Annotated in this window: 23 protein-coding genes and 1 pseudogene; 9 read left to right on the top strand and 15 right to left on the bottom strand. The window is 60.6% G+C overall.

Going from position 1 to position 25,245, the window contains the following annotated elements; translation table 11 throughout:
• From ABS769_RS02725 to ABS769_RS02765, 9 genes and pseudogenes are all read right to left on the bottom strand, one after another.
• Window positions 1-159, bottom strand: a pseudogene (locus ABS769_RS02725) (IS5/IS1182 family transposase); the annotation flags it as partial.
• A 176-nt stretch (window positions 160-335) separates the two neighbouring features.
• A complete protein-coding gene (locus ABS769_RS02730) occupies window positions 336-674 on the bottom strand; it encodes a hypothetical protein (RefSeq protein ID WP_317063465.1) in 339 nt (112 codons plus the stop codon).
• 543 nt (window positions 675-1,217) lie between these two features.
• Window positions 1,218-1,766 (bottom strand): hypothetical protein, encoded by a 549-nt coding sequence (locus ABS769_RS02735; RefSeq protein WP_317063229.1) that lies wholly within the window; start codon window positions 1,764-1,766, stop codon window positions 1,218-1,220.
• 195 nt (window positions 1,767-1,961) lie between these two features.
• Window positions 1,962-2,579 carry a hypothetical protein gene (locus ABS769_RS02740; protein WP_317063227.1) on the bottom strand — a complete coding sequence of 206 codons (618 nt, stop codon included), beginning with the start codon at window positions 2,577-2,579 and terminating at the stop codon, window positions 1,962-1,964.
• Window positions 2,580-2,665: 86 nt separating this feature from the next.
• Window positions 2,666-2,956 carry a SymE family type I addiction module toxin gene (locus ABS769_RS02745; protein ID WP_317063226.1) on the bottom strand — a complete coding sequence of 97 codons (291 nt, stop codon included), beginning with the start codon at window positions 2,954-2,956 and terminating at the stop codon, window positions 2,666-2,668.
• Between the two features lie 108 nt (window positions 2,957-3,064).
• A complete protein-coding gene (locus ABS769_RS02750) occupies window positions 3,065-4,540 on the bottom strand; it encodes an XVIPCD domain-containing protein (RefSeq protein WP_317063225.1) in 1,476 nt (491 codons plus the stop codon).
• Between the two features lie 14 nt (window positions 4,541-4,554).
• Window positions 4,555-5,193 (bottom strand): hypothetical protein, encoded by a 639-nt coding sequence (locus ABS769_RS02755; RefSeq protein ID WP_317063228.1) that lies wholly within the window; start codon window positions 5,191-5,193, stop codon window positions 4,555-4,557.
• A gap of 86 nt (window positions 5,194-5,279) precedes the next feature.
• Complete coding sequence (locus tag ABS769_RS02760; protein ID WP_350498061.1) at window positions 5,280-5,696, bottom strand: SymE family type I addiction module toxin; 417 nt, start codon at window positions 5,694-5,696, stop codon at window positions 5,280-5,282.
• Window positions 5,693-5,965 carry an XAC0095 family protein gene (locus ABS769_RS02765; RefSeq protein ID WP_115007129.1) on the bottom strand — a complete coding sequence of 91 codons (273 nt, stop codon included), beginning with the start codon at window positions 5,963-5,965 and terminating at the stop codon, window positions 5,693-5,695. Before ABS769_RS02765 ends, ABS769_RS02760 begins: the two co-directional genes overlap by 4 nt.
• Window positions 5,966-6,423: 458 nt before the next feature.
• On the opposite strand from ABS769_RS02765, the gene ABS769_RS02770 reads away from it, so the two are divergent.
• The 4 genes from ABS769_RS02770 to ABS769_RS02785 all read left to right on the top strand — a co-directional run bounded on the left by ABS769_RS02770 (window position 6,424) and on the right by ABS769_RS02785 (window position 10,497).
• Window positions 6,424-7,122 (top strand): hypothetical protein, encoded by a 699-nt coding sequence (locus ABS769_RS02770; protein ID WP_350498062.1) that lies wholly within the window; start codon window positions 6,424-6,426, stop codon window positions 7,120-7,122.
• Between the two features lie 550 nt (window positions 7,123-7,672).
• Window positions 7,673-8,860: an XVIPCD domain-containing protein gene (locus ABS769_RS02775; RefSeq protein WP_350498063.1), complete on the top strand. Its 1,188-nt coding sequence runs from the start codon at window positions 7,673-7,675 to the stop codon at window positions 8,858-8,860.
• Between the two features lie 240 nt (window positions 8,861-9,100).
• Complete coding sequence (locus tag ABS769_RS02780; RefSeq protein WP_228423423.1) at window positions 9,101-9,406, top strand: hypothetical protein; 306 nt, start codon at window positions 9,101-9,103, stop codon at window positions 9,404-9,406.
• Between the two features lie 737 nt (window positions 9,407-10,143).
• A complete protein-coding gene (locus tag ABS769_RS02785) occupies window positions 10,144-10,497 on the top strand; it encodes a transposase (RefSeq protein ID WP_350498064.1) in 354 nt (117 codons plus the stop codon).
• A gap of 286 nt (window positions 10,498-10,783) precedes the next feature.
• Here ABS769_RS02785 and ABS769_RS02790 read toward each other — a convergent pair whose 3' ends face one another.
• The 3 genes from ABS769_RS02790 to ABS769_RS02800 all read right to left on the bottom strand — a co-directional run bounded on the left by ABS769_RS02790 (window position 10,784) and on the right by ABS769_RS02800 (window position 17,958).
• Window positions 10,784-13,267 (bottom strand): N-6 DNA methylase, encoded by a 2,484-nt coding sequence (locus tag ABS769_RS02790; RefSeq protein ID WP_350498065.1) that lies wholly within the window; start codon window positions 13,265-13,267, stop codon window positions 10,784-10,786.
• A 637-nt stretch (window positions 13,268-13,904) separates the two neighbouring features.
• Window positions 13,905-16,592, bottom strand: a complete 2,688-nt coding sequence (aceE, locus tag ABS769_RS02795; protein WP_350498066.1) for a pyruvate dehydrogenase (acetyl-transferring), homodimeric type — start codon at window positions 16,590-16,592, stop codon at window positions 13,905-13,907.
• A 364-nt stretch (window positions 16,593-16,956) separates the two neighbouring features.
• Entirely contained in the window at window positions 16,957-17,958 is a 1,002-nt protein-coding gene (locus ABS769_RS02800; protein ID WP_350498067.1) for an arabinogalactan endo-1,4-beta-galactosidase, read from the bottom strand.
• A 350-nt stretch (window positions 17,959-18,308) separates the two neighbouring features.
• Here ABS769_RS02800 and ABS769_RS02805 point away from each other — a divergent pair, with 350 nt between their 5' ends.
• Window positions 18,309-18,440, top strand: coding sequence for a hypothetical protein (locus ABS769_RS02805; protein WP_350498068.1), 132 nt, complete (start codon window positions 18,309-18,311; stop codon window positions 18,438-18,440).
• A 139-nt stretch (window positions 18,441-18,579) separates the two neighbouring features.
• Here ABS769_RS02805 and ABS769_RS02810 read toward each other — a convergent pair whose 3' ends face one another.
• Both ABS769_RS02810 and ABS769_RS02815 read right to left on the bottom strand, forming a co-directional pair.
• Window positions 18,580-19,902 (bottom strand): XVIPCD domain-containing protein, encoded by a 1,323-nt coding sequence (locus ABS769_RS02810; protein ID WP_350498069.1) that lies wholly within the window; start codon window positions 19,900-19,902, stop codon window positions 18,580-18,582.
• Complete coding sequence (locus tag ABS769_RS02815; protein ID WP_317062941.1) at window positions 19,899-20,498, bottom strand: hypothetical protein; 600 nt, start codon at window positions 20,496-20,498, stop codon at window positions 19,899-19,901. The genes ABS769_RS02810 and ABS769_RS02815 overlap by 4 nt, the downstream gene beginning before the upstream one ends.
• 283 nt (window positions 20,499-20,781) lie before the next feature.
• On the opposite strand from ABS769_RS02815, the gene ABS769_RS02820 reads away from it, so the two are divergent.
• From ABS769_RS02820 to ABS769_RS02835, 4 genes are all read left to right on the top strand, one after another.
• The gene (locus ABS769_RS02820; RefSeq protein ID WP_317062955.1) at window positions 20,782-22,734 is read left to right on the top strand and encodes a SpoIIE family protein phosphatase; all 1,953 of its coding nucleotides are present in this window, start codon (window positions 20,782-20,784) and stop codon (window positions 22,732-22,734) included.
• The gene (locus tag ABS769_RS02825) at window positions 22,731-23,162 is read left to right on the top strand and encodes an ATP-binding protein (RefSeq protein WP_023905273.1); all 432 of its coding nucleotides are present in this window, start codon (window positions 22,731-22,733) and stop codon (window positions 23,160-23,162) included. Before ABS769_RS02820 ends, ABS769_RS02825 begins: the two co-directional genes overlap by 4 nt.
• Entirely contained in the window at window positions 23,159-23,578 is a 420-nt protein-coding gene (locus ABS769_RS02830; RefSeq protein ID WP_317062942.1) for an STAS domain-containing protein, read from the top strand. The genes ABS769_RS02825 and ABS769_RS02830 overlap by 4 nt, the downstream gene beginning before the upstream one ends.
• Window positions 23,579-23,671: 93 nt before the next feature.
• Complete coding sequence (locus tag ABS769_RS02835; protein ID WP_317062943.1) at window positions 23,672-24,295, top strand: HAD-IA family hydrolase; 624 nt, start codon at window positions 23,672-23,674, stop codon at window positions 24,293-24,295.
• A 188-nt stretch (window positions 24,296-24,483) separates the two neighbouring features.
• On the opposite strand, the gene ABS769_RS02840 is transcribed toward ABS769_RS02835, so the two are convergent.
• A complete protein-coding gene (locus ABS769_RS02840; protein WP_317062944.1) occupies window positions 24,484-25,203 on the bottom strand; it encodes a GntR family transcriptional regulator in 720 nt (239 codons plus the stop codon).
• Window positions 25,204-25,245 lie beyond the last annotated feature (42 nt).

A 25,245-nucleotide genomic window follows, 5' to 3' on the forward strand; every position in this document is an offset into this window, starting at 1 on the left:
CGGCTGCCGACCTGGCCGCCCCGACACCGGATAGTGCGGTGCGATCAGCCCGAGCAGTTGCTGCCACGGAACCACCTGCTCCATCTCGGCCAGAAAGATCTCGCGCCGGGTCTGCTTGCGTTTACCCAGGCCCTCAGCGTCACCGAACGTCAGTTGCATGGATGATTCCTCACTCTGTGGCAATAGTGTCGCGCATCTGCTGTGCTTTGTTCAGAGGCTCCCTAGAGCATTTTCAACCGGTCACACGTGGCGTGAGGCTCAGCTCGTCGCGATACCAGCATACACCTGCACAACCTCATGCCTGGCTTGCGCAGATTCGCAAAGTCGACCATGGCTTAGCCTCCCTGCGCTGCCTTCTGAAACTCGATAGGCCCTTGATAGCCCGGATACTTCTTCTTGATCAGGATGTGATCGGATGGCGTGACACAGCTATCTTCCAGGGAATTGGCCACATGCGCCTCGTCCACGAAGAACTCCTCGTAAGGAAGTGGCAACACGGACGTTTCCCCGCCGCGATCGAACTTCAGCAGCAGGCTATCATCGCGCTCGAAGCACAGCGTCTTCCAAGGGAAATCGGTCAACTTGCCGGCTTCGACCACAGCCGAGTCCTTGCCGGCCAGCAGCGTCACAACATGTTCGGAAAACTGTTTCTTTGAGATCGGTGGCTCGGTCATGGCACATCCTGCCAAGGCGGCAACGACCACTGCAACCGATGCCGAAACGTAAGGACGAAAGATAGCGAATGGCATACGGCGCGGCTCCTTCTTGCGGTGAAGCGATGTTCTACCAGAATTACGCGGATGGCGATTCCCTCTCCCACCATGTCAGCCCAGCCCGTACTAAGGGCATACGAATCCAAGATGCTGCGAAACTGTTGACGCTTTGATCAGCCAATTACATGAGATTTGAGTGGTGGGTTAGCAAAAGTTCCAGACTGATTTGGCACCAATGTGCATGTTTTCATCGAGATTGGTCAGTGCGTTAGCAATACGGTTTTTGATAGATATCGACGTCATTGAACGAGACTTTTCCTGGGCCGCTGGCCTCGCTATGCTTGATAGGCGAAAACCCTTAACCGTTGACAGCCGTTCCGTCGTCAATCGAGCAGTACATGTGGCCATCGAGCGAGGTGCCTCCGGCCATCAACGGCGCACCTGCTGCAGCAACTTAGACAGTGGCTGCATAGCGCCTGTCATGATCATCCAAGCTCATTCCACTCACTTTCCCTTGTGGGTGTAAGCGATAAGAAGTTGCGCATTAGCCGCAACCAGCGCCTCGGCGTTCTGATCAAAGCGCAGTTTGAGCCGATAACGGCCTGGCTGGACAGCATTGCTATAGCCGAACGCCAACTTCCTGGATGCGGTCTGCTCAGTAGACAAACCAGCGTCCTGCAGCGTCGTACCGTCTGCATCAAAAGCGAACAGACCAGGCGCCATACCATCAGCTGACAAGGGAATGGACGCCTGCTGACCTACTCCCACACGCTGACTACGCTGCAATTCCACGGAGACCGGGCCGGATGGTTCAATACGCTCCAAGTGGAGTTCGGCCGAAACACCAGCGCTAATCAGCTTGTCAGCACTTTCCGAGACTGCGGTTGGGTCGACGCCGGTTAGCCGCACACCGATGAAAACGGGCGGAGTGGCATCGTCGGGCAGTGCTGGCACATCGAATTCCAGCTCTGTAGGCCCACGATCATGTGGGGTCAAACTCCGTACCAACGGGACGACCGTTCTCATCTCTATCTGCTCCTTTGCGATAGGCACGTTTGCAGGCGGCGGTTGCATGCTGCAGCCAGCGATCAGGCAGGCAATCAATGCCATGAGTGCAAAGCGCATTCGATCGTTTGCAAGGGGCACGGCCTTTCTCCAATGAGTGTTGGTGCTGCAGTGGGAATTATGCACGCATTGCTTTATGAGGCCTGACAACTCAGGGCTGAGTGACATGTCCGCTCCCTCGGCTTATCGGATATAGACCCATTCGACGCATTTGTGCGCCACCAACTCTTGCGGCTCCACAGCCTCGCCTCGTGGAAAAACCTCTATACGCATCCCTGGGCGAGTGAAGAAATCACTCATCCAGCGGCCGTCCTCGACGATATTGCGCTCGCGTGTGAATCCCATTCGCTCGAGCTGTTGGGTAAAGTGGTCGAAGTCGAGACGACAGATCTCGGTCATCGTAGGCGATGCAAGCGCCACATTGCGATCAAAACGGAATTCGAACCATCGCCCATCGAGTTTGGTTTCATCAACACCGAAGCCGTAACTCCACTCTTTGCTGAGCGGGCCGAACGCACGGTATCGGCGTTTGTCGTTCTTCACGAGCTGAACCACCTGACCCATTGCCGAACTCAAACGCTCGCGAGTGAAGTCAGAGATGGTGTGGCTGCCCTTGACCAAAGCAAGCAGCAGGCCAAGCAGATCCTCCGCAGTGGGCTTACCAGGCGGCACAGGGGCAGGGCTGGATGAACTCATGGCAGATGTCTTCGTGACGGTTGCCGTGCCTGGAGTGGCCCCCGTGTGGGCACATGCGCCCAGAGCGAGGGTGGCGAGCAAGGCGCAGAGGGAGCGCGCAATCATCAAGTGTCCGGTGTGCGCTGGTGTGGCTGCGACGCTAGTGGCATGCGGCACTTAGGTCAATCGCAGGTCTCTGTTTCCCCGCACCATCAACGCCGCACACTGCGCGCCTTGGCCGGCACCTCCGCCGGCGCCAACACCTCCATCACTAACTGCCCTTCGCTTGCAGTAATCCGCAGCTTGGTGCCGATGGCAAAGCCCAGTTGTTCCAGCCATAGCCCGCTGAGGCGGACGTGGGGCACGTGCTGGTCGCCGGCGTGGTCGTGGGCGCCGGGGTAGAGCGTGTAGCTGACGGTGCATTGGCGCGGGCGGCGGGCGCGGCAGGGTGCATGCAAACGGCCGGGGCCTTGCGGCGTTGTGTCCGGCTCGGGCGCGAGCATCGGTGGCGGTTTGGGTGCTGTGGAGAGCGGACTTGCGCAAAGGAAATTGAGAAAAACCTTCTATCTCGCGAATTGATCAATCCTTTGCAAGCATGTCCGCAAACGATCTCAACGCGTCATCGTTGGTCCAGGCGGAGGGACTTCCTGTTGCGATTGCTCAAGCGCTTGCTGCTGCTCCCGTGCCTGCGATTGGGCTTGATTAATCGATTGCACGCGCTCGAACGACTGGTTTTCAGGCGTTTGCACTGCCTGCACAGTGGCCATGTCGGCACGGTGGTGCGCTGGATCGCTCTGGGTGCCCTGCACCAGAAACACCTTTTCTCCGGCCGCGAGCTTGTCTGTCGGGTTGTTGAGCAGCACATGGTCTACCCGCGATAAGCCTTCTTCCTTTGCGAGCACAAGCAGGCTTGCCGTCATGCGCTCACTCGATGCATCCCACTCCCGGCCATGTTGCGCATCGAGCTTTTCTACGCCACCTTTGATCTGTTGGTACAGCGCATGATCCGCGTGGCCAGGCTGCGAGGGCGACAGCGCCGGTGATGATTGTGATTGCGGGTCGCGCTCACGCAACTCGTGCTCCAACTCCTGCACGGAGATTGGCGACACGTGCAAGTGGGTATTCTTGCTGTGCTGGAACAGGCCGGGCGTCGGTGGCTGCGTGCTGCTGTCGAGGTAAGGCATGGGGCGCGTATCGCTGCCCAGGTCGATGCCGTTGCGTTCCAGTACTTCTTCTTTTAATCCCAGACGCTGCATGTCCAGGATCATTGGTTGTTCTGGATCGCCGGGCCTGGGCTTGTTGTAGTGACGCTCGTAGATGGCAGCTGTTCCAACCACCCACGGGCCGTAGTGGTTGGCGTAGTCAGACTGCCCCGCGTGACCAATGCGAGTGCTCTTGGCAGCCTTGTCGAAGAAGTTGACGCCCATTGCCTCGACGTTGGCAGCGTTGGCGGGCATCGTCATATCTGCGTTCAAGGTGAGGTTGGACTTGAGCGCGTAATTAAATTGCGGCATTCCGCCAGTCCGATCAATGAAGTCATGCATACGGCCTGGCGCTTCCCGATAAATATCTTCCAAGGAAGCCTGCGGATTTGATTGCCTTACCCTGCTAACGGTTGCATTCCAGCCTGCGATTTCTGCACTCGCTTCATCCATACGGTTGCTTGAGAGCACTTTCTCGGCTGCGTCAGAATAGTCGTGCGTGGTCTTGGCTATCTGCACCGCAGCGGTTTCAAAATCTTTACGAGAGGCGGCTGCCGCTGGGCTGTATAGGCCATGTTGCAATTCATGGCCTAGTACAAACGTCATCTCACCGGAGTCGAGCGACTTCCCACCAGGTCCATTCGACAACCTGGCCAGAGGTAGCCGGATGGAATGATCATCCGGCGTGAACGTTCCGCCTGCATTCGGGTCGGTTAGGGGTTTTAGGCTGAGCACGCGCTGCTTGGCAACCGCCTCATTGAATTGATCAAGCAAAACGGGCGATGCGGCGAGCACACCCTGCAAATTGACGACATGTTCGGGGCTGACGCCTGGCTGGCGGCCGAAGTCATCAACAATCGCTTGCGCCTGTGGACTCAATGGCATGACCGTTCCTTGGATTAACGAATGTAGATCCATTCAACGCAGTGGTGCTCCACCCGCTCCTGCGGCGCATCGGCCTCGCCTCGTGGAAACACCTCCACGCGCATGCCTGGGCGACTGAAGAAGTCACTCATCCATCGCCCGTCTTCCACCATGTTGCGTTGACGCACAAACCCGATGCTCTCTAGCTTCTTGGTAAACGTATCGAAATCGACTTTGCAGATCTCCGTCATGGGCGGGGAAGCACCCGCTTGCGCTGGAACAAAGGTGAACTCGAACCAACGCCCCGCAGTAGGTGTCTGGTCCATGCCAAAGCTGTAACCCCATTCACTGGTAAGCGGAGCACTGGCGCCGTAACGCTTGGGATCTGTTGCCGCATGCGTCACCGGAACCCCCATTTTGGACTGCAGGTAGTCAGGTGTCAGATCGTCAAGTCCGTGAATCGCTTCAATCAATGCAAGCATGCGGGTAAGCGCATCCTCTGCCGTTCGTATCGGCCCGCTAGATTCACTGCCAGCGGGAATGACTGCGGAATCGGGTGAGGAACGCATGGCAGATGTCTCCGTGACGGTTGCCGGGGCTGGGGTGGCCACCGTGTGGGCGCATGCGCCCAGAGCGAGGGTGGCGAGCAAGGTGTAGAGGGGCCGCGCGATCATGAAGCGTCCGTTGTGCGCTGGTGTGGCTGCGACGCTAGTGGCATCCGGCACCGAGGTCAATCGCAAGGTTCCTGGCGGCCGTAGCGTCACCGCCGCACGCTGCGCGCCTTGGCCGGCACCTCCACCGGCGCCACCACCTCCATCACTAACTGCCCTTCGCTTGCAGTAATCCGCAGCTTGCTGCCGATGGCAAAGCCCAGTTGTTCCAGCCATAGGCCGCTGAGGCGAACGTGGGGCACGTGCTGGTCGCCGGCGTGGTCGTGGGCGCCGGGGTAGAGGGTGTAGCTGACGGTGCATTGGCGCGGGCGGCGGGCGCGGCGGGGTGCATGCAAACGGCCGGGGCCTTGCGGCGTTGTGTCCGGCTCGGGCGGCAGCATCGGTGGCAGCTGGGTGCGGTCGGGTTCGACGATGACCCACTGCACCCGCTTGGGTGGCGCGGGGCGCGCACGTTGACGGGTGGGCCGTGCGGTGGCGGACGCGTTGGGTGGGCGGCGGCGTGTCATGGCGCCTCCGGGTGGCGAGTATTGGTGATGGGTGCAGCAACGCACTGCTGCAGCGCCACGTCGATGCGTGCGGACAGGCTGCGCAAGGCCTGCGACAACACACCGGGTTGGCTGAGCAACTGCTGCGCGGGATCGTCGCTGGCCTGCTCAATAGCCGCGCGTGCGGCCAGCCGGCGCAGCACCTCGCCTACGTCCCACAGCAAGCCGTGTGCGGAGGCTGGCAACAGATAACCCGGCACCGATGCCGGCGTGGATGGTGCGGTAGACATGGCAACGCCCTCCTGGAACAACCCAAGAACCGCCGCCAACGGCGACGGGATGTCGGGAGGTTCGAAACCGTACATAGTCGGCGGGCATATTCCCCTTGCGGGTGTTGTATTAGCCGCCCTCCCGACGCAGGCATCGCATCGGCTTGTACCTGCAGGATGCAGGCACAAAAAACCCACCGGTTTGACGGAGGTGGGTACCGCTATGTACGGAGTTTCGACGCTCCTTGATTTGGAGATTGCAGCGCACTGATCGCGATGTCAACCGTGGCCATCTGTTCTTAGAAGGCAGATCCGAAAGGCAGCGACACACGACCTGTGTGATCAAATATCTGAGATCACAGGCCCGCTATGCACCGGACGCACTACGAAAGAAATTTCGTGCCGTCCCATCATTTCCACCTGGCTGTGTAGACCAGACACCTCTAATCTTGCCGTATCACTCAACGATGGCAGGCGTCATGGAAAGTAGCGGCGTAGCACCGGTCGTGCCCTTGACTTTCAAGGCATTAGAAGAGCGCCTCAGCGCGCTACCGGAGTTTCCAGCAGATAGCGCCAGCCCAAGCCGCCTCCTGCGCGGCGCCGCCATCGTTATGGTGTTGGCAATCGCTTCGACGCTGATTGCATCATTCCTCAGCTTCACGAGTGTTCCGCCTCAGTTGCTAGTAAAGGTAGCAACCGCCGGCCTCCGGGTTGCATTAGTGGCATTGGGTATCCTGATGCTGCTTGGCATCTATGGGATTGTGAGTGATCTACGTCGATGGACATTAGATCAAGCAATGCGCACTGATCATCAGCTAGAGCAATTTATGCAGGAGGTGACTTGGCTGCAAGGGTATTCGGCAGCAACCCTGCAAATCATGCTGGATCACGCTCGCTACAGCCATACACGCCGTGCGGGCCGCATTGCGCTATTGGCTGGAAGCATCGACAAGCTAGGCCTTCTTCCGGTTGCGGCGTCGCTCTTTTTGGTTCTTCGCGCTGGCGGCAATCCTTTAGCAATGTCCCCATTGACAGCAATGGTGGGGATTTTCCTGCTGTTCTTCTGGATGATCTGCTGGGTTGCCACATCGGCTAGGGGTAAGCTTCAGACCTATGAATATTTGCTCGATATGGCGTTAAAGGGCAAAGAGAAAGACGTAACAGCAGCTGATGCATAGATTGGGGTCAGGCATGGTCAGGTTAGCCCGCCTCCGTAACTTCATAGCTCCGCTACCCCGCAGGGGGCATACTTGCAACCGGTCTACACATGGATAACCATCCGTGTGATTGCGGTGGAGCTGTCAAATCATGCAAACGAATCCTCACGCCAACCTTAGTTCTTTAGCATTGCTAGCAGCTGCTAGTCTCTTCTTCATACCAGGGTGCTCTGCCATGCAGCAAGACTCACGGCCCGGCTTTAATACTCAGCAGTCTGCCTCCAAGGCAAGGCAAGAGCTTCAAGCGGCTAATCCTGTCGGGTCACCACTTACGACTGCGCAGAAGAACCTTGAGGATCTTGGATTTCGTTGCCAAGCGTTGAGCTCTCCCGGCGCAGGTTACAAAGCGTCGGTGATGTGCACGCTTTCCCCTATCGTGGAAGAGGCGCAGCCATCGGTGACAGCGCCAGCTGTGCCGGTTACCTGGATGGTCGGCTTTCATTCTGCTGACGGAATCCACTTGAGCACGCTGGTGGTGAACCGGGCTCCGCAGGATATTGGAGAATAAGTTATGGATGAGCAGAAGAAGGCAACAATTTGGGTGGGGGCAAGCGAGGTTGCTGGTGACCGCCGCCATCTTTACCTGCTCTTTCAGAAATCCGATGGTAGCCAGACTGTAGTACGTGGAGGACCCGACACCAGAGCCGAGGGAAATGACCTGGCAAATTTTGCCGAGAGCACGGTTCTTGGCTCGGAGAAGTTTGGGCACATCATTGTCCAAGCGGCGCCTTACGTTGCACCTTATGAGGTTGGGTACCGACTAAAGCAGGACGGGAACTACGAGCGAGTTCCCTTGAATCAGCTGGATCCTTCCGACCCTGGCATTGCACGGGACGTAAGAGGCGACGTCGTGAAAGAGACGATCACCGCTCCAGACTGGCCCGCACCAGGCGAGCGTCACGAGCGTATCGTTGCCTGGAGTGGCTCTGACCAGGAATTAGCCGCAAAGCTCGAGTCCGCCGTCAAGGCTGCCGAGCAGATCAATCACGCGCAACTGGAATATTCTCCGCTGTACAACAACAGCAACGGTGTTGTCAGCAACTTGCTCAAAGCCAGCGGTGTTCAACCCGTTCTACCAAAGAACGCACAAGGTGAGACAGTCAACGCCCCGGACTTCGGGGAGGACCTTTACCAAGACGTCGGCGCGGCATCGGTACGCAGCGGCTACAGGTTTGACGGCAAGCAGTGGTTCGATGCGGACGATCGCAGGATCGCGCCTCCTACGAGTGGGCAGCCGTTGGTCCCTCAGGACCCGGCCGCGCCTTCGCGTGGATCCTCGGAGGGTTTCAAGCTCAGCGCACAGGCTCCATCGCCTACCGACCCCATGTTTGCTCAAATCCAGGATGGCGTACATCGGATCGATCATTCTCTGAATCGTGCTCCGGATGCCGCAAGTGATCGCATGACCTGGAGCCTGTATGCACTCGCCAAAGAGCAGGGCATGGAACGTGTGGACAACGTAGTGCTTGGCCGAGCAGGCACCAGCACAGCAGCTGGCGAATATGTCTTCCTGGTCCAGGGAGATCCCACCACCTCCGTGTACCACCGTGAACAAATGCGCACGGCAGATGCGGTGGAGAGTTCAGTTGAACAGAGCCAGGTCCGCGTGCAATCTGCCGAACAGACGCGTGCACTCGCGATGAGCGTTGAAGCTCAGGCGCAGAGTAAAAAGCCGGATGCACCAGGGTTGCAAGTCTGATCACCCTGTCCTCAGCAGACTTTCGACCCGCCTACGAACGGCGACACGTTAGCGTCCAGATACCCTGCGAATAGCTTGCTTCCGACGCTTGAGATTGGCTTTTGGCTTGCCGAGCTGGCAGGTGCTAACGTGTCTGTACAAGTCCCATAATTAGGCAGAAACGTGGGCGTTAAAATTAGGCTGTTTTTCACTACAGGATTACTCGCGCTATCAACCTTGGCTGCTTGTGCAGGAGGAAACATGCGCTCTGATTACAAGAAAAATGATGTTCAGCCGGTCAAGATCGAAAAATTAGGCGATTCACTCCAAATCACCTACCACATGCCTACAGAAAGTCTCTTTTATTCTCCCGGCGTTGATTTCGCCAATGACCCTGGTGTGTTGCGTATCGCCATCCGCAGATGCGGCATCAACGAGAAGTGTGATGCCATGGCAAAAGCTGCCATGCCACCAGCTGAGCCGTGGACACCGAAAGTCACCGTACCGTATGCAGGGGGAAAGGTCGTACTGGTCTACGCAGACAGCGAAGAAACGTTGTCCCCTTAATTCCAATCAAGGAGCGATGCAATGAGCACCGATCAAAAGTGCGCCGGGTCATTGAGCGCCAAGGCGGCGTGTTTTTCGTTGGGGACAACTGCCGGATTCCGTGCATCTGTACTTGCAGGTGCTCGCCGCGACGGCCGAAGCCAACACTTGCTGCTTTGCAGGAGTTAGGCCGATCGCCTTCGATTAGTAAGTTAACCTGACCCCGTTAGTCATCGCAAGAAGATGCATTACCGCAACATTCAATCGGCCGTGCGGCCGCCTACTTCACTATTCACTCAAGCCGCCACCGTTTCTCCGCGCGGCCCAATGCGAGCGTTCACACCATGGAAATCCTTTACTCGGGAACGGACAAGATGCTTTGCGATTCGCTTACTTTGATGCTCACTGAATCTCGAATCGAGCACGAGACTAGCAAGCGCCTGTACATCGTGCAGATAAATGACGCTGATGAAGTGCATCAAGTTTTGGTTCATTGCAATGATTGGGACAGTGCAGCCCGACAGCTCGACATGCTTACTAGGAGGACACAATGCAAAGAGGCATCCGCATCAACAAACACTGGATCGCGTCGACAGTACGCCGCAGTGATCATGATTGCTCTTGGAATCTCTGCCGGCCTTGCCGCTACAAGGCTACTCCATAGCACACCCAACCCTTGCCTGTTCCTACCGCAGCCCCCTGCTCCCACCCGATAAGCGACTGACAGGATAGGCTGTCAGCTGCATGCCTATGTATTGATGGACAACCATGTGCACCTGCTTGCCACGCCACCTGCAAACGGTCGGATCGGGCAGCTGATGCAGCGGCTTGGGCGCAACTACGTGGCGCTGCTCAACGGCCGCCACGGGCTCATCGGCACGCTATGGGAAGGGCGCTACAACGCCTGCATTGTGGACAGTGCTGACTACGTCCTTCGCAGCTATCGCTACATTGAACTCAACCCGGTACGTGCTCGCCTGACCAACGACTCGGCGGCATATCGCTGGTCCAGCTGCCCAGCCAATCTGGGGCAACGCGGACACTCGGCACTGCCGCCACCCCCCTGTTGGCTTGCGCTTGGCAGCAACCCGATTGAGCGATGCAACGCCTAGCATGCCCTGCTTGATGAAGCCCTCTCCGACGACCTGCTCTCGCTAGCATCCGCTTCCATCTACAACAGCAGCGAGCTCTGGGCCACGACGCCTTCCACGCGACGGTCGAAGCCAAGACCCGCCGCTTTGCCGGCGTCAGGCCCGCTCATCGGCCACGCAAGCAGAGTGCCATCGATTGATAAGTGAACCTGACCCTGAGGTTTACCCCGTTACTCCGCCCCCGTTAATCCTGCGAGCCCGAGAAGTTCAGGATCGACCTGATCCATCTAATGCCGGGACTGAACACCTAGATCACGGCAACAAAATTAGCACGAGCCGCAAGAAGCGCCGCATTCGCCTGAGTTACCCCTCCGCGGAAATCACTTTCGGCCTTCCGAACCAACTTAGACGCTTTGACCTGAGCAGCGCGCTTAAGATTAGGAACAACAATCTCGTTCACGTGCTCCGGCGTCAGCTCAATGAGGCCCGTCGAACCAGTGTAAAGCCTCGAAATCTGATCTGCGCCGAATCCGCACCTCAAGTAGTCCGCGAGAAAATAGGGGTCCGTAATTGACGGGTCGACTCTAATAATTGTTACGTGGCCATCAGCAATCGCCGGATCTTCACGGTCGTACACGCAGGCCTTTCCTAATGTGCCATCACCTGTAGACGACAGAAGCACGTCTCCCTGTTGAATCTTGCAGTGCTCCGGCAGATCTTCGTACACAGACTTCTCTACATAGTCAGAGCTTGCATCAGTCTGAAGCAGCCCGTGGGAGTTGATATTGCTACCTGCCTTCACAACCAGTGCGAATCCGTCATTTTCGTCAACGTAGACATCCGCCGGAGGGCTTTTCCCACGCCTAGTGCTCACCAAATTCAGCGACCGAACTGCCTGTCCATGATCAGAGCGCAGCAAACCGATCCGGTCTATTACAGACGGTTCCCAGTACTTCAAATCCATTCTTGCGGTCGAGTCAGCCGCGATATCGATCATCGGAACATCAAACGCGCTCCAATGAACTCCACTACGCGGACCGGGTTTCTTCGGTGCCATGACCTTATGATCAAAGTCTTGGAGTAAGGCCGACATGTCGAAGCCACGAATCTTCTCGCCCGAACCGTCATAACCGAGAGAATCAAGGCTACAGAAGGCCACGGGGGACTTATCAGAAACTGGCCGATCAGGTTTGACTCTCCGCTGAAGCAACAAGACGCTAGATCGGACATTTATCTTGTTCGGCTTAAAAGTTTCGCTTGGAAGCTGCACGACGAGGAGCAACTTGCACTCTTCAAGAAGATATCGGCGAAGACTCGCCGCACTTTCGGTGTTTAAAACGCCATCGTCTATGACAGTACAGATGTAGCCGCCCGGCTTCGTGCACTGAATCATCTTCTGAAGAAACAGGTTCTGCCCCTTAGTCGTACGGACTGGATACTGAGCGAGCTCGACAGACGGAAGCGATTCGGATTCCGATGTGCCGAAGGGAGGATTTGTCAGGATGTAGTCGCAGTCTGGTAGCGCGACATTCCAACTCTTCGATCCCACCCGAAGAGAGTCTTCCGGCCGGATGTTGGTATGCCCGTCTCCCGCAATGATCATGTTCATTTTTGCGGCGGCCGCCACACCGTCATTGGCGTCGGACCCAAAGAAGATCTCGGCCTTGAGGCGCAGCGCCGCTTTCTCGTACAGGGACTGAGAGATGCTCTTGGAATCCAGTCGCTCCTTGAGTTGGCGCAATGCACTCTTGAGCATAAACACCAAAAAGCCACCCGTTCCGCATGCGGGGTCCAGCACCTTGGTGGGCTCATTAGCAATGGCTGCATTCACTATTGCTTCGCGACCAACCAGCAACGCCATCAGCTCTACCAATGGTCGCGGGGTGAAATACTGTCCGAGCTTCTTACCCTTTAGTGTTGCCCGAACAAAGTACTCAAATGCAGCCCCTTTATAATCAAGCCCGCTGTCTTCAAATGACACAGCAGCAAGTTGCCGAACGATATAATGGAAGGTTTTGGCCTGCTTGAGATGAATAGGATCAGCGAGGACATCGCCATATGACGTCGTCTTCTTAATATCCGAGATCATCCTTTCAATAGCGTCCCTTACCTGATCGGCTTCGCGATCAGGTTTCGCGGCGAGCTCGTGAAATAGGTATGAATAGGGCAGCATCAGCGTCGAACCATCTAGGTCTGCCTTCTCCTCAAGCAGCTTGAGAAACAAAAGCTTTGAGAAATCTGCAAAAGCATGCTCTTCGTTCTTCTCAATCTTCCGAATCGTGTTATGGCAACGCGCGAACAACGCGTTAAGCTGCTTCAAAGGCAAACCGGGACGGAACGGGACACTAGAGTCAGCGGAAAGCCCAACGTCTGTGATTACCTTGTTCGAACGGAAAGCGCGCAGGACGGCGGGCAGTTGGGCCTTAGTAGGAACTTTGCCTTCTAACTTGCCATCCCAGCGAATGGCCTCTCCCGAATTTGCATTGAAGCACTGAAACTCTGTTCCGTTCGTTACAACGACGAACGGAACCTTGAGCGACTTACCGTAGTCGAGGGCCTGAGTGACATCCTTGGCTGCAAGCCTCCTCGAACTGCGCTTCGCTTCCACCAAGAACGCCGGAGCTCCACTCTTGTTGAGAACGACGATATCAACATAGCCAGCGGCGTATCGAGTGGTGGATTTGGTAGCTGTCTCGTAGTCGAAATCTTCGGTGGGGTTGTATCCCCTACGCTGGAGGTAAGGAAGAATTCGCTTGATTACGGTCTCAGTTTCAGTCTTTACCGACGACATTTTGTTTCCTTTGCAAGTGTGATGCTGATCGACATCACCAATGTTTCGAAGCCCAGACCTAGAATGAACAAATCGGGTCGCGCAGCCTGCGACGGACGCTGCCAGGCGGCGGCATGGCACCCGAGACGATTGCTCGCCCCCGACGCCTCGCAATTGCGTGCCAGTGTACTGGCGACTACCTAGAGGACAAGAGAGTCGAGTGGTGGCCGAGCCAAGGGCGCCTCTCTGTTGCGCGACGCTATGCCCTAGCGTCGCCACGGACCAGCGCCCGCCTAAGCTCCGTGGGAGTGCACCGCCTATGGCGTGAACTAGCCCAAGAAGCCCGACCCGCATCATTTGCGGCTGCGACCTGAATCGAGGACGGCATTTTCAGGGGCAGCCACGTGAGCACCAAGGACTGCACCCATCCTCCTTGGGATCTAGATGAACTACGACAAACGAAAAATGGCTCGCGCTTAGCTCTCATGCGTCGCTACCACAAACGAAAAAACGCCCCTTAAGAGGCGTTTTCCATACACCCTCCACACTACATTTATGAAGGCGATCGAGAAGGGCCTAAGCCGTTGATTTAATTAGCAACCACTGCAAGTTGAATTCGTGACCCCTGCCATATGAGGCAAGAGTCACGACGCTTACGTCAAACCCCAACAGGATTCGCCTTCTCAGGATCGATCTTGTACTGCTTGATCGCCCGGGCCACATCCTTGCCCGTCATCTTGCCATCCTTCGCCAGCGCGGCAATCGCCGCATGTGCGATGTAGTAGCGGTCGACCTCGAAGAACCGGCGCAGGTTGGCACGCGTATCCGAGCGACCGAACCCATCCGTGCCGAGCACGGTGTAGGTCATCGGGACGAAGGCGCGGATCTGGTCGGCGAAGGCGCGCACGTAGTCGGTTGCGGCGATGGCCGGGCCCTGGCGGCCTTCCAGCAGCTGGGTGACGTAGGGCTTGCGCTGTTCGGCTTCCGGGTGCAGGCGGTTCCAGCGTTCCACGGCGTAGCCGTCGCGGCGCACTTCGTTGAGGCTGGGGCAGGACCAGATGTCGGCGGTGACGCCGAAGTCCTTGTCCAGCAGCTCGGCCGCGGCAATGGCCTCGCGCAGGATGGTGCCGCTGCCCAGCAGCTGCACGCGCAGCTCGCCCTTCTTGGGCTTGCCGGCGTCCTTGAGCAGGTACATGCCCTTGATGATGCCCTCGGCTGCGCCTTCCGGCATGCCGGGGTGGGCGTAGTTCTCGTTCATCAGGGTGATGTAGTAGTACTCGTCGATCTGGTCTTCCATCATCGCCTTCATGCCGTGCTGCATGATGACGGTGACTTCGAACCCGAAGGTCGGGTCGTAGCTACGCACGTTCGGGATGGAGCCGGCGATGACCTGGCTGAAGCCGTCTTCGTGCTGCAGGCCTTCGCCATTGAGCGTGGTGCGGCCGGCGGTGCCGCCGAGCAGGAAGCCACGCGTGCGCATGTCCGCTGCCTGCCAGGCGATGTCGCCCACGCGCTGGAAGCCGAACATGGAGTAGTAGATGTAGAACGGCAGCATCGGCACGTCGGAGACCGAGTAGCTGGTGCCGGCGGCCATCCACGAGGCGATGGCGCCCGGCTCGCTGATGCCCTGCTGCAGCACCTGGCCGGTCTGGTCTTCGCGGTAGTACATCAGCTGGTCGGCATCGACCGGCTTGTACTTCTGGCCGAACGGGGCATAGATGCCGATCTGGCGGAACATGCCTTCCATACCGAAGGTGCGCGCTTCATCGGCCACGATCGGCACGATGCGCGGGCCCAGCTCCTTGTCGCGCAGGGCGATGTTGAGGCTCTGCACGAACGACATGGTGGTGGAATAGCTGCGCTCGCCGCTGTCCTTGAGCAGGCGCTCGAACTTGTCGAGCGTGGGCGCGACGAACGACTTGCTGGCCTTGGGACGGCGCGAGGGCAGGAAGCCGCCCAGCACGTTGCGGCGCTCCTTGAGGTACTGCACTTCCGGGGAATCTTCGCCGGGGTGGTAGAACGGCACCTGGCCGTCTTCCAGCTGGGCGTCGGTGACCGGAATGTTGAAGCGGTCGCGGAAGTGCTTGACCGCCGCGTCGTCCAGCTTCTTGGTCTGGTGGGTGGGGTTGAGCGCCTCACCGGCCGAGCCCATGCCGTAGCCCTTGACCGTCTTGGCCAGGATCACGGTGGGCATGCCCTTGGTGTTCACGGCCTGGTGGTAGGCGGCGTACACCTTGTGCGGGTCGTGGCCGCCACGGTTGAGGCGCCAGATGTCGTCGTCGGACAGGCCGGCCACCATGGCCGCGGTCTCCGGGTACTTGCCGAAGAAGTTGGCGCGCGTGTAAGCGCCGCCGAAGGCCTTGCAGTTCTGGTATTCGCCGTCGACGGTTTCCATCATCAGCTTGCGCAGCACGCCGTCGGTGTCCTTGGCCAGCAGGGCGTCCCAGTAGCCGCCCCAGAGCAGCTTGATGACGTTCCAGCCGCCGCCACGGAACACGCCTTCCAGTTCCTGGATGATCTTGCCGTTGCCGCGCACCGGGCCGTCCAGGCGCTGCAGGTTGCAGTTGACCACGAAGATGAGGTTGTCCAGGCCTTCACGGCCGGCCAGCGCGATGGCGCCGAGGGTTTCCGGCTCGTCGCTCTCGCCGTCGCCGATGAAGCACCACACCTTGCGGTCGGACTTCTCGATCAGGCCGCGGTTTTCCAGGTAGCGCATGAACTGCGCCTGGTAGATGGCCGCCAGCGGGCCCAGGCCCATCGACACGGTGGGGGTCTGCCAGAACTCGGGCATCAGCCACGGGTGCGGGTAGGACGAGATGCCCTGGCCGTCCACTTCCATGCGGAAGTTGTCCAGCTGGGCTTCGCTGATGCGGCCTTCGAGGAAGGCGCGGGCGTAGATGCCCGGGGCGCTATGGCCCTGGATGAATAGCAGGTCGCCCGGGTGGTTGTCCGAGGGCGCGCGCCAGAAGTGGTTGAAGCCCACGTCGTAGAGCGTGGCGCTGGAGGCGAACGAGGCGATGTGGCCGCCCAGGTCGCCCGGCTTGCGGTTGGCCCGCACGACGGTGGCCATGGCGTTCCAGCGGATGATCGAGCGGATCTTCCACTCCAGCGCGGAGTCGCCGGGGTTCTTGGCCTCGTTGGCCGGTGCGATGGTGTTGACGTACTCGGTGGTGGGCGAGAACGGCAGGTAAGCGCCGGCGCGGCGGGTCTGTTCGACCATGCCTTCCAGCAGCTGATGGGCGCGCTCAGGACCTTCTACATCGATGACGGCCTTGATCGATTCGAGCCACTCCTGCGTCTCAAGCGGGTTCGGATCGTTGTGCAGCACTTCGTTCAACCAGTTCATTAGCGCTCCCGGGGGGACACACCCCGCGGGTGTGTCGACATCGTGAATTCGTGAACCCCCAAGTGTACCGCACGCACCTGTTGCCATTCCTCGCTACGGGTGCGTATGGAATGGGATGGTGTTGTGCGTGGGTGTGTTGGTGGCAGGTGCCACGCATGCGGCCGCTGCCGGTGTACGACCAAAGGATAAGGGCCGCTGGCGGGCGATTGCCGAGCGCCAGCGCCCGGCTCGGCGCGGAATGGGCCGATATGCATGCACCGTAGGAGCGCACCTGGGCGCGAGTGGCGTTATCGGTAAAGCTCGTCGCGCCCGGGTGCGCTCCTACGGGAGCGGTTGATATTGCCCGGTTGCGTGGCGCGGCCGGTCAGAACGCCTGCAGCGCCTCGGTCAGCTGGCCGTTGTTGTTGACCGCGCCCATGGTGTAGCCCTGCCAGCCGGGGTAGGCGTTGGGCTCCCAATAAAACACGCCGAGCACGCGCGAGCCGATGGCGTTGCTGCGGCTGAGCAGGTTGGTGAGCATGGCGCGGGTGGTGGCGGCCTGCTGCCAGTCCATGCCGACCTCGGCCACGATCACGTCGCTGCCGTAGCGGGAGATCATGTCACGCATGTTGCTGTCCAGGCGGTTGTTGTAGTCCTGCCAGCTGCCCACCGGTGGGTAATGCGACATGCCGATGACGTCCCATTTGCCGCCGGCCGAGCGCAGGTTGTCGAAGAACCAGCGGAAGTTGGCGTTGTCGTAGCCGTTAGCCAGGTGCACGATGACCTTGGCGTTGGGGTACACGGCCTTGGTGGCGTTGTAGCCGCTGTTGATGAACTGGCCCAGGTTGGCGAAGTTGGGCGTCTTGCCCTCGTTCCACAGCATGCCGCTGTTGATCTCGTTGCCCACTTGCACCCAGCTGACGGTGATGCCGTTGTCCTTGAGGTACTTGAGGATGCCCTGGGTGTGGCTGTAGACATCGGTATTGAGCTGGGCGACGGAGTGGCCCGCCCAGGCGGCCGGCTTGGTCTGCTTGCCGGGGTCGGCCCAGCTGTCGCTGTAGTGGAAGTCGATCATGATGCGCATGCCCTGCGCGGCGGCGCGCTTGGCCTTGTCCAGGGTGTCGCGGCCATCGTTCCAGCCGCCGGACGGGTTGACCCACACGCGCAGGCGAATAGCATTGCCGCCGACGTCCTTGAACAGCTTGATGAAGTCGGCGGTGTTGCCCGAGGCATCGCGAAACACCTGCGGCGGGTTGGCCGCGGCCTGCTGGTTGAGCCAGCTGACATCGGCGCCCTTGGCGATGCCTTGCGCGCCCGCACCGGCGCTGACGAAACCCAGCAGCAGCACCAACAGCAAGCGGCTATAGCCCTTACGAAACATGCTCATGAAACCCTCTCCCTTGATCGATGGATGTCGCGCCACCTGGCGCCTTGCCTGATCCCCCTGAATCTCGATGCGTGCTGTGCGGCGAAGCGGGCAACGCCGCGACAGCCACGCACGCTACGAAACGGTGGCGATTCAAACACGGCACTGCAACGCGGTTGCGCTCGCTATAGGTGTTGGGCGATTGCGGCATAGTTCGCGGCGGAAAAACCTTGCGCCAGCGAACTGGCACTATTTTCGCCAGCACAATGTTGTGCGGGTGCAACAGAAAAACGGCGCGGTACTGCGCGAGGCATCTGATCCGGGCGCTCTGTCGCCGCAACGGCACGCATGGCCGACTGTCTGCGACCGCAATGGACCTGGGCCTGATCAGATACGGCAACGCGCTACAGGCCTGCCGGCAATTGGGCACGCTGCTGGAAGCGCAACTCCTGATGCCCTGCGTGCTCGGCGTACTCAACAAGCTCTCGCCGGAGGATCGGTAGCGATCAAACAAAAAACGCCGGGCAAGCCGGCGTTTTTGGTGCAACGTGCGATGGAAGCAGTTGGCAGACTCAAGTGGCACTGCGTCACGGAGGCTGGTTGAACGAATGAACACCACCGGCCGCGACCGCATGACCGCACTCAACTCATCGCGCGGGCACCCTGCTGCTGTTGCTGGGTCTGCGACTGCTGTTGTTCCAATGCCACCGACTGCCGCGCGGCATTTTCTGCAACGCGCTGGCTGCTCTGTTCCAGCGGGGTATTGATGGCGGTCATCGTCTCCACGCTGACGCGCAGCTGCGCCGGATCGTCGGCGCGGCCTTGCACGGCGAAGGTGCGCGCCGCGTCCGGACTCATCACCACCTCGTCGATGCGCTTACCGCCGACGGCATGCATTTCCGATGCGAGCGAGCCGGACAACTGGGCACTGTGCTGGTCGGGCGTGCGCCCGGCACGGGCGTCCTGCGCGTGGACGCCACGCTGCGCATCCTGAAACAGGCTATTGCCCACATGCCCGGGCTGATCGATGCGCAGCGAGGTGTGGTCGTTGCCGTGCTCGCGTGCGTCGCGCTTTGCGGGTTCGCCCGGTGCGAGCGGGCCGCGGATGGCGTCCACCGCGTCCTGGCCGAGCCCGCGCGCGCTACGCGTCAGGATGGTGGTGCCGGTGCGCAGCCCATCCACATCGTTGCGGTATTCGTCGATCATCCGCGCGTTCTTTTCAGCCAGCGGGCGCGCGTTGGGATCGGTGAGCGCCGAGTGCTCGCCCAGGAAGTTGCCCAGCTTGTGCGCGCCCAGCGAGTTGCCGGCCGCCACCAGCGGGTAGTCCGGGATCAGGAAGTTGGCCTTGCTGTTGCTGTAGCCGGCGCCATTCAACGTGGTGATTTCATCCGGCTTGGCGTAGATGCGCACCTGCCCGAAATGCGGCGAGGCGGCACTGACCGGATCGGACGCCATGACGTGGTTGATCACGCTGTTGCCGCCTTCCGGAATGCGGTAGCTCAGGCTGGCTGCGCCGTACGAGTTGAAGGTTTCGCCCTTGAGGTCGTAGTGGTGCGCGGAGACCTGTGCGAGCGCGCCGCCGAGGGAGTGGCCGGTGACGGTGACCTCGGGTGCGTGACCGGTTCGCTTGCCAACATCCTTGGCAATGGTCATCGCGTTCTGAGTCAACGCCAGCGCATCGGCTGCCTGCGGATTGGTCCGCGAGGTGACCATGGTCGCGTCGGTAAGAATGTCCTTGGCAGCGCCCTCGGTGCCCCGATGCGCAACCACGATTTCGCCACTGCCTTCGTTGCGATAAATCGTGCCCTGGTAGCCAGTGGACTTGTTGTTGACGTGGTCGAGAACGGCGTAACGCTGTCCCTCGATGTCGACAATCTCTTCCTGACCCGGTGCGCGCCGGCCGACGGCGCGATCCTTGTAGGCATCTTCAGACAAGCCCGCATATTGCGGAGATGGAATGCTCATGGCGCAACTTCCTTGGCAGCCAGTGTGATGGTGAATAGATTGTCGCGGATATCAGGCTTGAACTTCTCCGGGCTCAGCTCACCGGTGTCCGGGAAACTCTTGGACTCCGAGCGCGGATAGCCTTCCTTCCAGTAATACTTTGTCTGCGGCTGCTGCGCAGTCACCGTCTTGCCTTCGATAAACGACAAAAAGCGCGTCTCTTCTTCGGCACCGGTAGCCTTGAGCAGCACGCTGGCACCGCTGAATTCCCAATGGCAGACGCCGCGACCGTAGTAGTCCTCGTCCTGCATCAGGTCCAGATAGACGGTGCCGCGATATTCGGTGTCGGAGATCTTCTTGAGCGCGAAATCTTCCTGGCTGGTGATGCGCCCGGCGGTACCGGTGTCGGGCTGGATCTTGCCGCATTCGGCTTCATTGCTGACGTCGTATTGCGCCGCACCCTGCACCAGGCCGAAGGTACCGGGCGCCTTGTCCAAGGTGAGCGTGACCTCGAAGGCCTTGCGTGGGCTGGGATTCAATTTGGCAAGGCCGCGACCGCCCGCCTCCACGTCGGCTTCTGCAGTGGCCTCGGTTGCGGGGGATGTGGTCTGGGTCATGCTGGTCTCCGGGGCGTTACAGGCCGTAAGCAAAAGGGCCAGCAGGCTCGGTGTGAGAATCAGGCGCAAGGCCGGCCTCCATGGCGATAAGGGGGCTCAATCTAGTCCGCTTGAGCCGGTGGGGTCAATTTACGGCAGCTGACGTGAGGCAGTTGTTGCCCGCCGGAAAGCTGCCATGATTCGACCTGTCCGCTAGGGGGAGCGCGTTATCGCCACGGGGTTCACATTGCCAGCCGACAACGTGGCCGTCACCCCGCGCGTGCACTGGCGGCGCAGCCTGCGCATGCGCGTGTTGCTGGCCGCCACCGCAGTGCTGGTGCTGCTGCTGGCGGTCCTGGGCACGGTGTTTTATCTGGGCGCCCGTGCCGAATTGGTGGAGGCGGCGCGCACTGAAGTGGATGGCTTGACCGAGCAGACCGCGCGCAGCCTGGCAGCGATGCTGGATTCGGTGCAGGTGAGCGGCCGCACGCTGGCGGCCAGCAGCGGTGCGGTGGGACTGCAGCCGTTCAATCTGCGTGCGTTGCTGCTGGCCACGCTCAGTGGCGACCCGGATATCGGCGCGGCGCGTTTGATCATCGAACCGCGCACGCAAAAAGCCGGCGATATCGGGTTTGTCTGGTACGTGCATCGCGATGGCACGCGCGTGCTGGAAAAATCGGTGCAGGAGCTGGGCGACGACTACCGCGCAATGCCGTGGTATCTGCGCACCCAGCGCGAAGGGCGTGCATGGTGGTCCGAGCCGTATATCAACACCAATGGCGGCAGCGAGTTGTACACCAGTTACAACCTGCCGCTGCACCGGCCGGGCGATGCGGTGGATGCGGCGCCGGTGGGCATGGTGAGCGTGGATCTGCCGCTGCAACATCTGCGCGCCATCATCGACCAGCTGCCGCACGACATCAGCATCCGGCCGATGCTGTTGTCGCCGGAGGGGATGGTGATGTTCAGCCCTGACCCCGCGCTCAATCTGCATGACACGCTCGCTACCTACGTGGCGCGTTCGCGCCCGGATCTGGCTCCGCTGCAGCGCGCAGTGGCGGCGGGTCAGCCGATCTCGTTCTCGCACACCGCTCCCGATGGCGAGCGTTTCCTGACTCATAGCGCGGCGGTGGGACGCAGCGGCTGGACCTTCGTGCTGTCCGCATCGGAAAACTACGTGCTGGCCGGCCTGAACTGGCTGGCCGCATGGGTGGCGTTGGCGGCGTTGCTGGGCGCGGCGGTGTGGTGGTGGTTGATGGGGCGGATCACGCGCACCTTGACGCGGCCGATCGAGGAATTGACCGACACCGCCGAGCATTTTCGCCGTGGCGAATTCGAGTACCCGCTGCGGCATATCGAACGCGATGACGAAGTGGGCGTGATGGCGCGTGCGTTCGATAGTGCACGCGGTGCAATCCGCGACCATATCGCGCAGATCGGCGAGATGACCTCTGCGCGCGAACGCATGTACAGCGAGCTGCAGATTGCGCGCGAGATCCAGCAGGCGATGCTGCCATCCGGACGCACCTTCGACCGCGCCAACTCGCATCTGGAAACCTGCGCCTGGCTGGAACCGGCCAAGGCGGTGGGCGGCGATTTTTACCACTTCATCGAGACCGAGCCGGGGCTGTTGTGGTTTGTGGTGGGCGATGTCTCCGACAAGGGCGTGCCGGCGGCCTTGTTCATGGCGCGCGCGGTGAGCGTGCTGGAAATCGCCGCGCGCCGGCACACGCGCCCGGACGCCATCTTGATCGCCGCCTCCACGCGGTTGGCCGAGAACAACGAGCCGTGCATGTTTGCCACCGTGCTGTGCGGGGTGATCAACGTGGTGAGCGGCGAATACTGGCTGGCCAGCGCCGGGCACGAGCCGCCGCTGTTGATCGACCTGGATGGCACGGTGCAGCCGTTGCCGTTGGAAACCGGTGCGCCGCTGGGCATCGAGCCGCAGCTGGCCTACCCGGTGCTGCAGGGCCGCATGCGCGCCGGGCAGACCCTGCTGGGTTATACCGATGGCGTGACCGAGGCGATGGACGAACACGGCGCCAGCTACGGGCTGGAGCGGCTGCTGGCCGCGCTGCATCCGCGCCGTAGCGCGGCGGCACAGTGCAAGGCGGTCATCGACGACATCGCCGGGTTCACCGGCCAGGCCGATGCGTACGACGACATCACGCTGCTGGCGATCCGGCTGCGCCAGGAGCATGCTGAGCCGGTGGCAGACGCTGGCCGGGACGGTCCCGGAAAGGCAACGACCGGATGAAGCTCGAACTGGCCATCGCGCCGTCGCTGGCCCAACTGGCCGGCGCCAACGACGCGCTGGAAGACTCGCTGATGCGCGAAGGCCTGCACGAAGCGCGCATCGGCCAGGTGCGGCTGATCGTGGAAGAACTCGGCTGCAACGCGCTCACCCACGGCCAATGCGCCGAACAGCCCTTACGCCTGCAGCTGCAGCTGGACGCGCAGGCGCTGGTGCTGGAGCTGAGCGACCCGGGCAGCGCCTTCGACCCGCGTGCGCTGCCGGAACTGGAGCTGGACGCCGCGCTCGACGATCGGCCGATCGGCGGATTGGGGTTGTTTTTGGTGCATCAGTTCGCCGATCACATCGACTACCGTCGCGATGGTGCATATAACGTCGTGCGTATCACCTTGCTGCATCCGTACGCCCCTGTCCCCGAGGCACTGCCATGACCACGCTCGCCATCCACATCGATCCGGCGCAAGACACCCGTCAACGCGTCATCTTGACCGGGCGCCTGGACACGCATACCTATCTGGACCTGGAGGCGGCGCTGTCGCCACTGCTGGGCACCACCATCGTTACCCTGGTGCTGGACCTGACCGCACTGGAATACATTTCCAGCGCCGGCATCCGCGTCATCTTCAAGGCGCGCAAGACCCTGGCAACGCGCCAGGGCAAGGTGCTGGTGACCAACCCGCAGCCGCAGATCCGCAAGGTCTTCGACATGGTCAAGGCAGTGCCGCTGAGCGATGTGTTCGCCTCCACCGAAGAGCTGGATGCCTACCTGGCCGCGATGCAGCGCAAGGTCATCGAACAGCACGCCGACGGCGACAACCCGATCTTGCCGCACTTCGCCGAAGTGTAAGCGGCATCGCCTGCGCGCACATGTAGTGACATGTGTGCGTATGGCGCGTCAGCGGCATTGGGTAGGCTATGACGCCCTGATACCTGCGCTGCAATGCCCGCACTGATCATCTTCGATTTCGACGGCACGCTGGCCGACTCGTTCGGTTTCTTTTTGAGCACGCAGCGCGTGCTGGCCGAGCGGCACGGTTTCCGTGCGGCACAAGCGCACGAGGTGGAGGATGCTCGCCGGCTGAGTACGCGGGAGCTGTTGAAAGCCTCCAGGTTGCGTGCCTGGCGCGTGCCGCTGGTGGCCGCCGACTTTATCCGCCTGATGCGCGCCGCCCCGCCGATGGCGTTGTTTGACGGCATTGGCGACGTAGTGGAGACGCTGCATGCGCAAGGCACGCGTCTGGCCGTGGTGTCGTCCAACTCGGTGGAGAATGTGCAACGCGCCTTGGGTAAGGACTTGAGCGCGAAGTTCGCCGTGATCGATGGTGGTGCGCATCTACTGGGCAAGCAGCGCGCCTTGCGTCGCGTGTTGCGCGCCACTGGACATACCGCAGCGCAGGCGGTGTATGTGGGCGACCAGGTCGCCGACTGGGAAGCGGCGCAAGTGGTGGGCTTACCGTTTGCTGCGGTGGCGTGGGGCTATGCGCACCCGGAGGTGTTTGCCGGGTTGGCTGGGACGCAGTTGATTGAACGTGTGGACGGGTTGCTTGGGTTGGGTGTGCAGTAGCCCGGTTTTTCAATGGTTGGGATTTGGGATTTGGGATTTGGGATTCGCAAGAGCAAGAGCTTCCCACTGCTACGTGCGGACGTACCCTCATCCGCCCTTCGGGCACCTTCTCCCGGAGGGAGAAGGGTGGGAGCGTCAGGCGCTATTGGGATCAAGCCAGCTGCTTTAAGCGGTTCGCCACGGCGGCTCTACACCCCGCCGACCCGCGGCAAGGGTGCCGGCACATTCAACATGCCGCCCGCTGCCACATACGCCGCCAAGGCCTGGCCCTGGCTCAGCAGATGCCCGTGCATCGTGCGTTCTGCGCCCTCGGCATCGCCGCGCCGTACGCACTCCATCAATGCACGATGCTCGGCCAACGATTGCGCCATGCGTCCCGGCGTCAACAGCTGACGACCGCGATGCATCTTGAGGATGCGATGCAGATCGTGGGTGACACGGATCAACCACGGATTGCCGGCGTACTGCTGCACGGTTTCATGAATCAGATAATTATTGCGGTAGTACTCGGCCAGGTCGCCGGCGGCGGCGGCGGTTTCCATCGCCGCGTGCAGGTCTTCCAGGCGTTGCACGCCGGCCGCGTCGATGCGCTTGACCGCATCGTGGGCGCAGCGACCTTCGAGCATCGCCATCACCGGGAACAGCTGGTTGAGGTCTTCCAGCGTCAACCGCGTGACCCGGCTGCCGCGGCCGGCGTCCAGCTGCACCAGGCCTTCGGCGGCGAGCAGCTTGAGGCTCTCGCGTAGCGGAGTACGGCTGATGCCGAGTTCTTCGGCCAGCGCCGGCTCATCGATCCACTCGCCCGGCGGCAACGCGTAGTCGTAGATCTTCTGGCGCAGGCGCTCGGCCACTTCCTCGTACAGCGGTACGCGCTTTTTGGCGGTGCGCGAATCAGGGGCGAGGGTCATGGCGGGCAGGTCGTCGGCAGTGGAGCGGGGGCGCCCATTCTA

The sequence above is a fragment of the Xanthomonas hortorum genome (assembly GCF_040279205.1).
GTDB lineage: Bacteria > Pseudomonadota > Gammaproteobacteria > Xanthomonadales > Xanthomonadaceae > Xanthomonas > Xanthomonas hortorum_F.

Bases quoted from the DNA above. Each gene is read 5' to 3' on its own strand.
- ABS769_RS02780 (WP_228423423.1), top strand. From the start codon at position 9,101: ATGCGCTCTGATTACAAGAAAAATGATGTTCAGCCGGTCAAGATCGAA.
- ABS769_RS02740 (WP_317063227.1), bottom strand. From the start codon at position 2,579: ATGATTGCGCGCTCCCTCTGCGCCTTGCTCGCCACCCTCGCTCTGGGC.
- ABS769_RS02755 (WP_317063228.1), bottom strand. From the start codon at position 5,193: ATGATCGCGCGGCCCCTCTACACCTTGCTCGCCACCCTCGCTCTGGGC.
- ABS769_RS02800 (WP_350498067.1), bottom strand. From the start codon at position 17,958: ATGAGCATGTTTCGTAAGGGCTATAGCCGCTTGCTGTTGGTGCTGCTG.
- ABS769_RS02810 (WP_350498069.1), bottom strand. From the start codon at position 19,902: ATGAGCATTCCATCTCCGCAATATGCGGGCTTGTCTGAAGATGCCTAC.
- ABS769_RS02840 (WP_317062944.1), bottom strand. From the start codon at position 25,203: ATGACCCTCGCCCCTGATTCGCGCACCGCCAAAAAGCGCGTACCGCTG.
- ABS769_RS02730 (WP_317063465.1), bottom strand. From the start codon at position 674: ATGACCGAGCCACCGATCTCAAAGAAACAGTTTTCCGAACATGTTGTG.
- ABS769_RS02775 (WP_350498063.1), top strand. From the start codon at position 7,673: ATGGATGAGCAGAAGAAGGCAACAATTTGGGTGGGGGCAAGCGAGGTT.
- ABS769_RS02785 (WP_350498064.1), top strand. From the start codon at position 10,144: ATGGACAACCATGTGCACCTGCTTGCCACGCCACCTGCAAACGGTCGG.
- ABS769_RS02760 (WP_350498061.1), bottom strand. From the start codon at position 5,696: ATGACACGCCGCCGCCCACCCAACGCGTCCGCCACCGCACGGCCCACC.
- ABS769_RS02815 (WP_317062941.1), bottom strand. From the start codon at position 20,498: ATGACCCAGACCACATCCCCCGCAACCGAGGCCACTGCAGAAGCCGAC.
- ABS769_RS02835 (WP_317062943.1), top strand. From the start codon at position 23,672: ATGCCCGCACTGATCATCTTCGATTTCGACGGCACGCTGGCCGACTCG.
- aceE (WP_350498066.1), bottom strand. From the start codon at position 16,592: ATGAACTGGTTGAACGAAGTGCTGCACAACGATCCGAACCCGCTTGAG.
- ABS769_RS02820 (WP_317062955.1), top strand. From the start codon at position 20,782: ATGCGCGTGTTGCTGGCCGCCACCGCAGTGCTGGTGCTGCTGCTGGCG.
- ABS769_RS02750 (WP_317063225.1), bottom strand. From the start codon at position 4,540: ATGCCATTGAGTCCACAGGCGCAAGCGATTGTTGATGACTTCGGCCGC.
- ABS769_RS02770 (WP_350498062.1), top strand. From the start codon at position 6,424: ATGGAAAGTAGCGGCGTAGCACCGGTCGTGCCCTTGACTTTCAAGGCA.
- ABS769_RS02765 (WP_115007129.1), bottom strand. From the start codon at position 5,965: ATGTCTACCGCACCATCCACGCCGGCATCGGTGCCGGGTTATCTGTTG.
- ABS769_RS02805 (WP_350498068.1), top strand. From the start codon at position 18,309: ATGGACCTGGGCCTGATCAGATACGGCAACGCGCTACAGGCCTGCCGG.
- ABS769_RS02790 (WP_350498065.1), bottom strand. From the start codon at position 13,267: ATGTCGTCGGTAAAGACTGAAACTGAGACCGTAATCAAGCGAATTCTT.
- ABS769_RS02825 (WP_023905273.1), top strand. From the start codon at position 22,731: ATGAAGCTCGAACTGGCCATCGCGCCGTCGCTGGCCCAACTGGCCGGC.
- ABS769_RS02745 (WP_317063226.1), bottom strand. From the start codon at position 2,956: ATGCTCGCGCCCGAGCCGGACACAACGCCGCAAGGCCCCGGCCGTTTG.
- ABS769_RS02830 (WP_317062942.1), top strand. From the start codon at position 23,159: ATGACCACGCTCGCCATCCACATCGATCCGGCGCAAGACACCCGTCAA.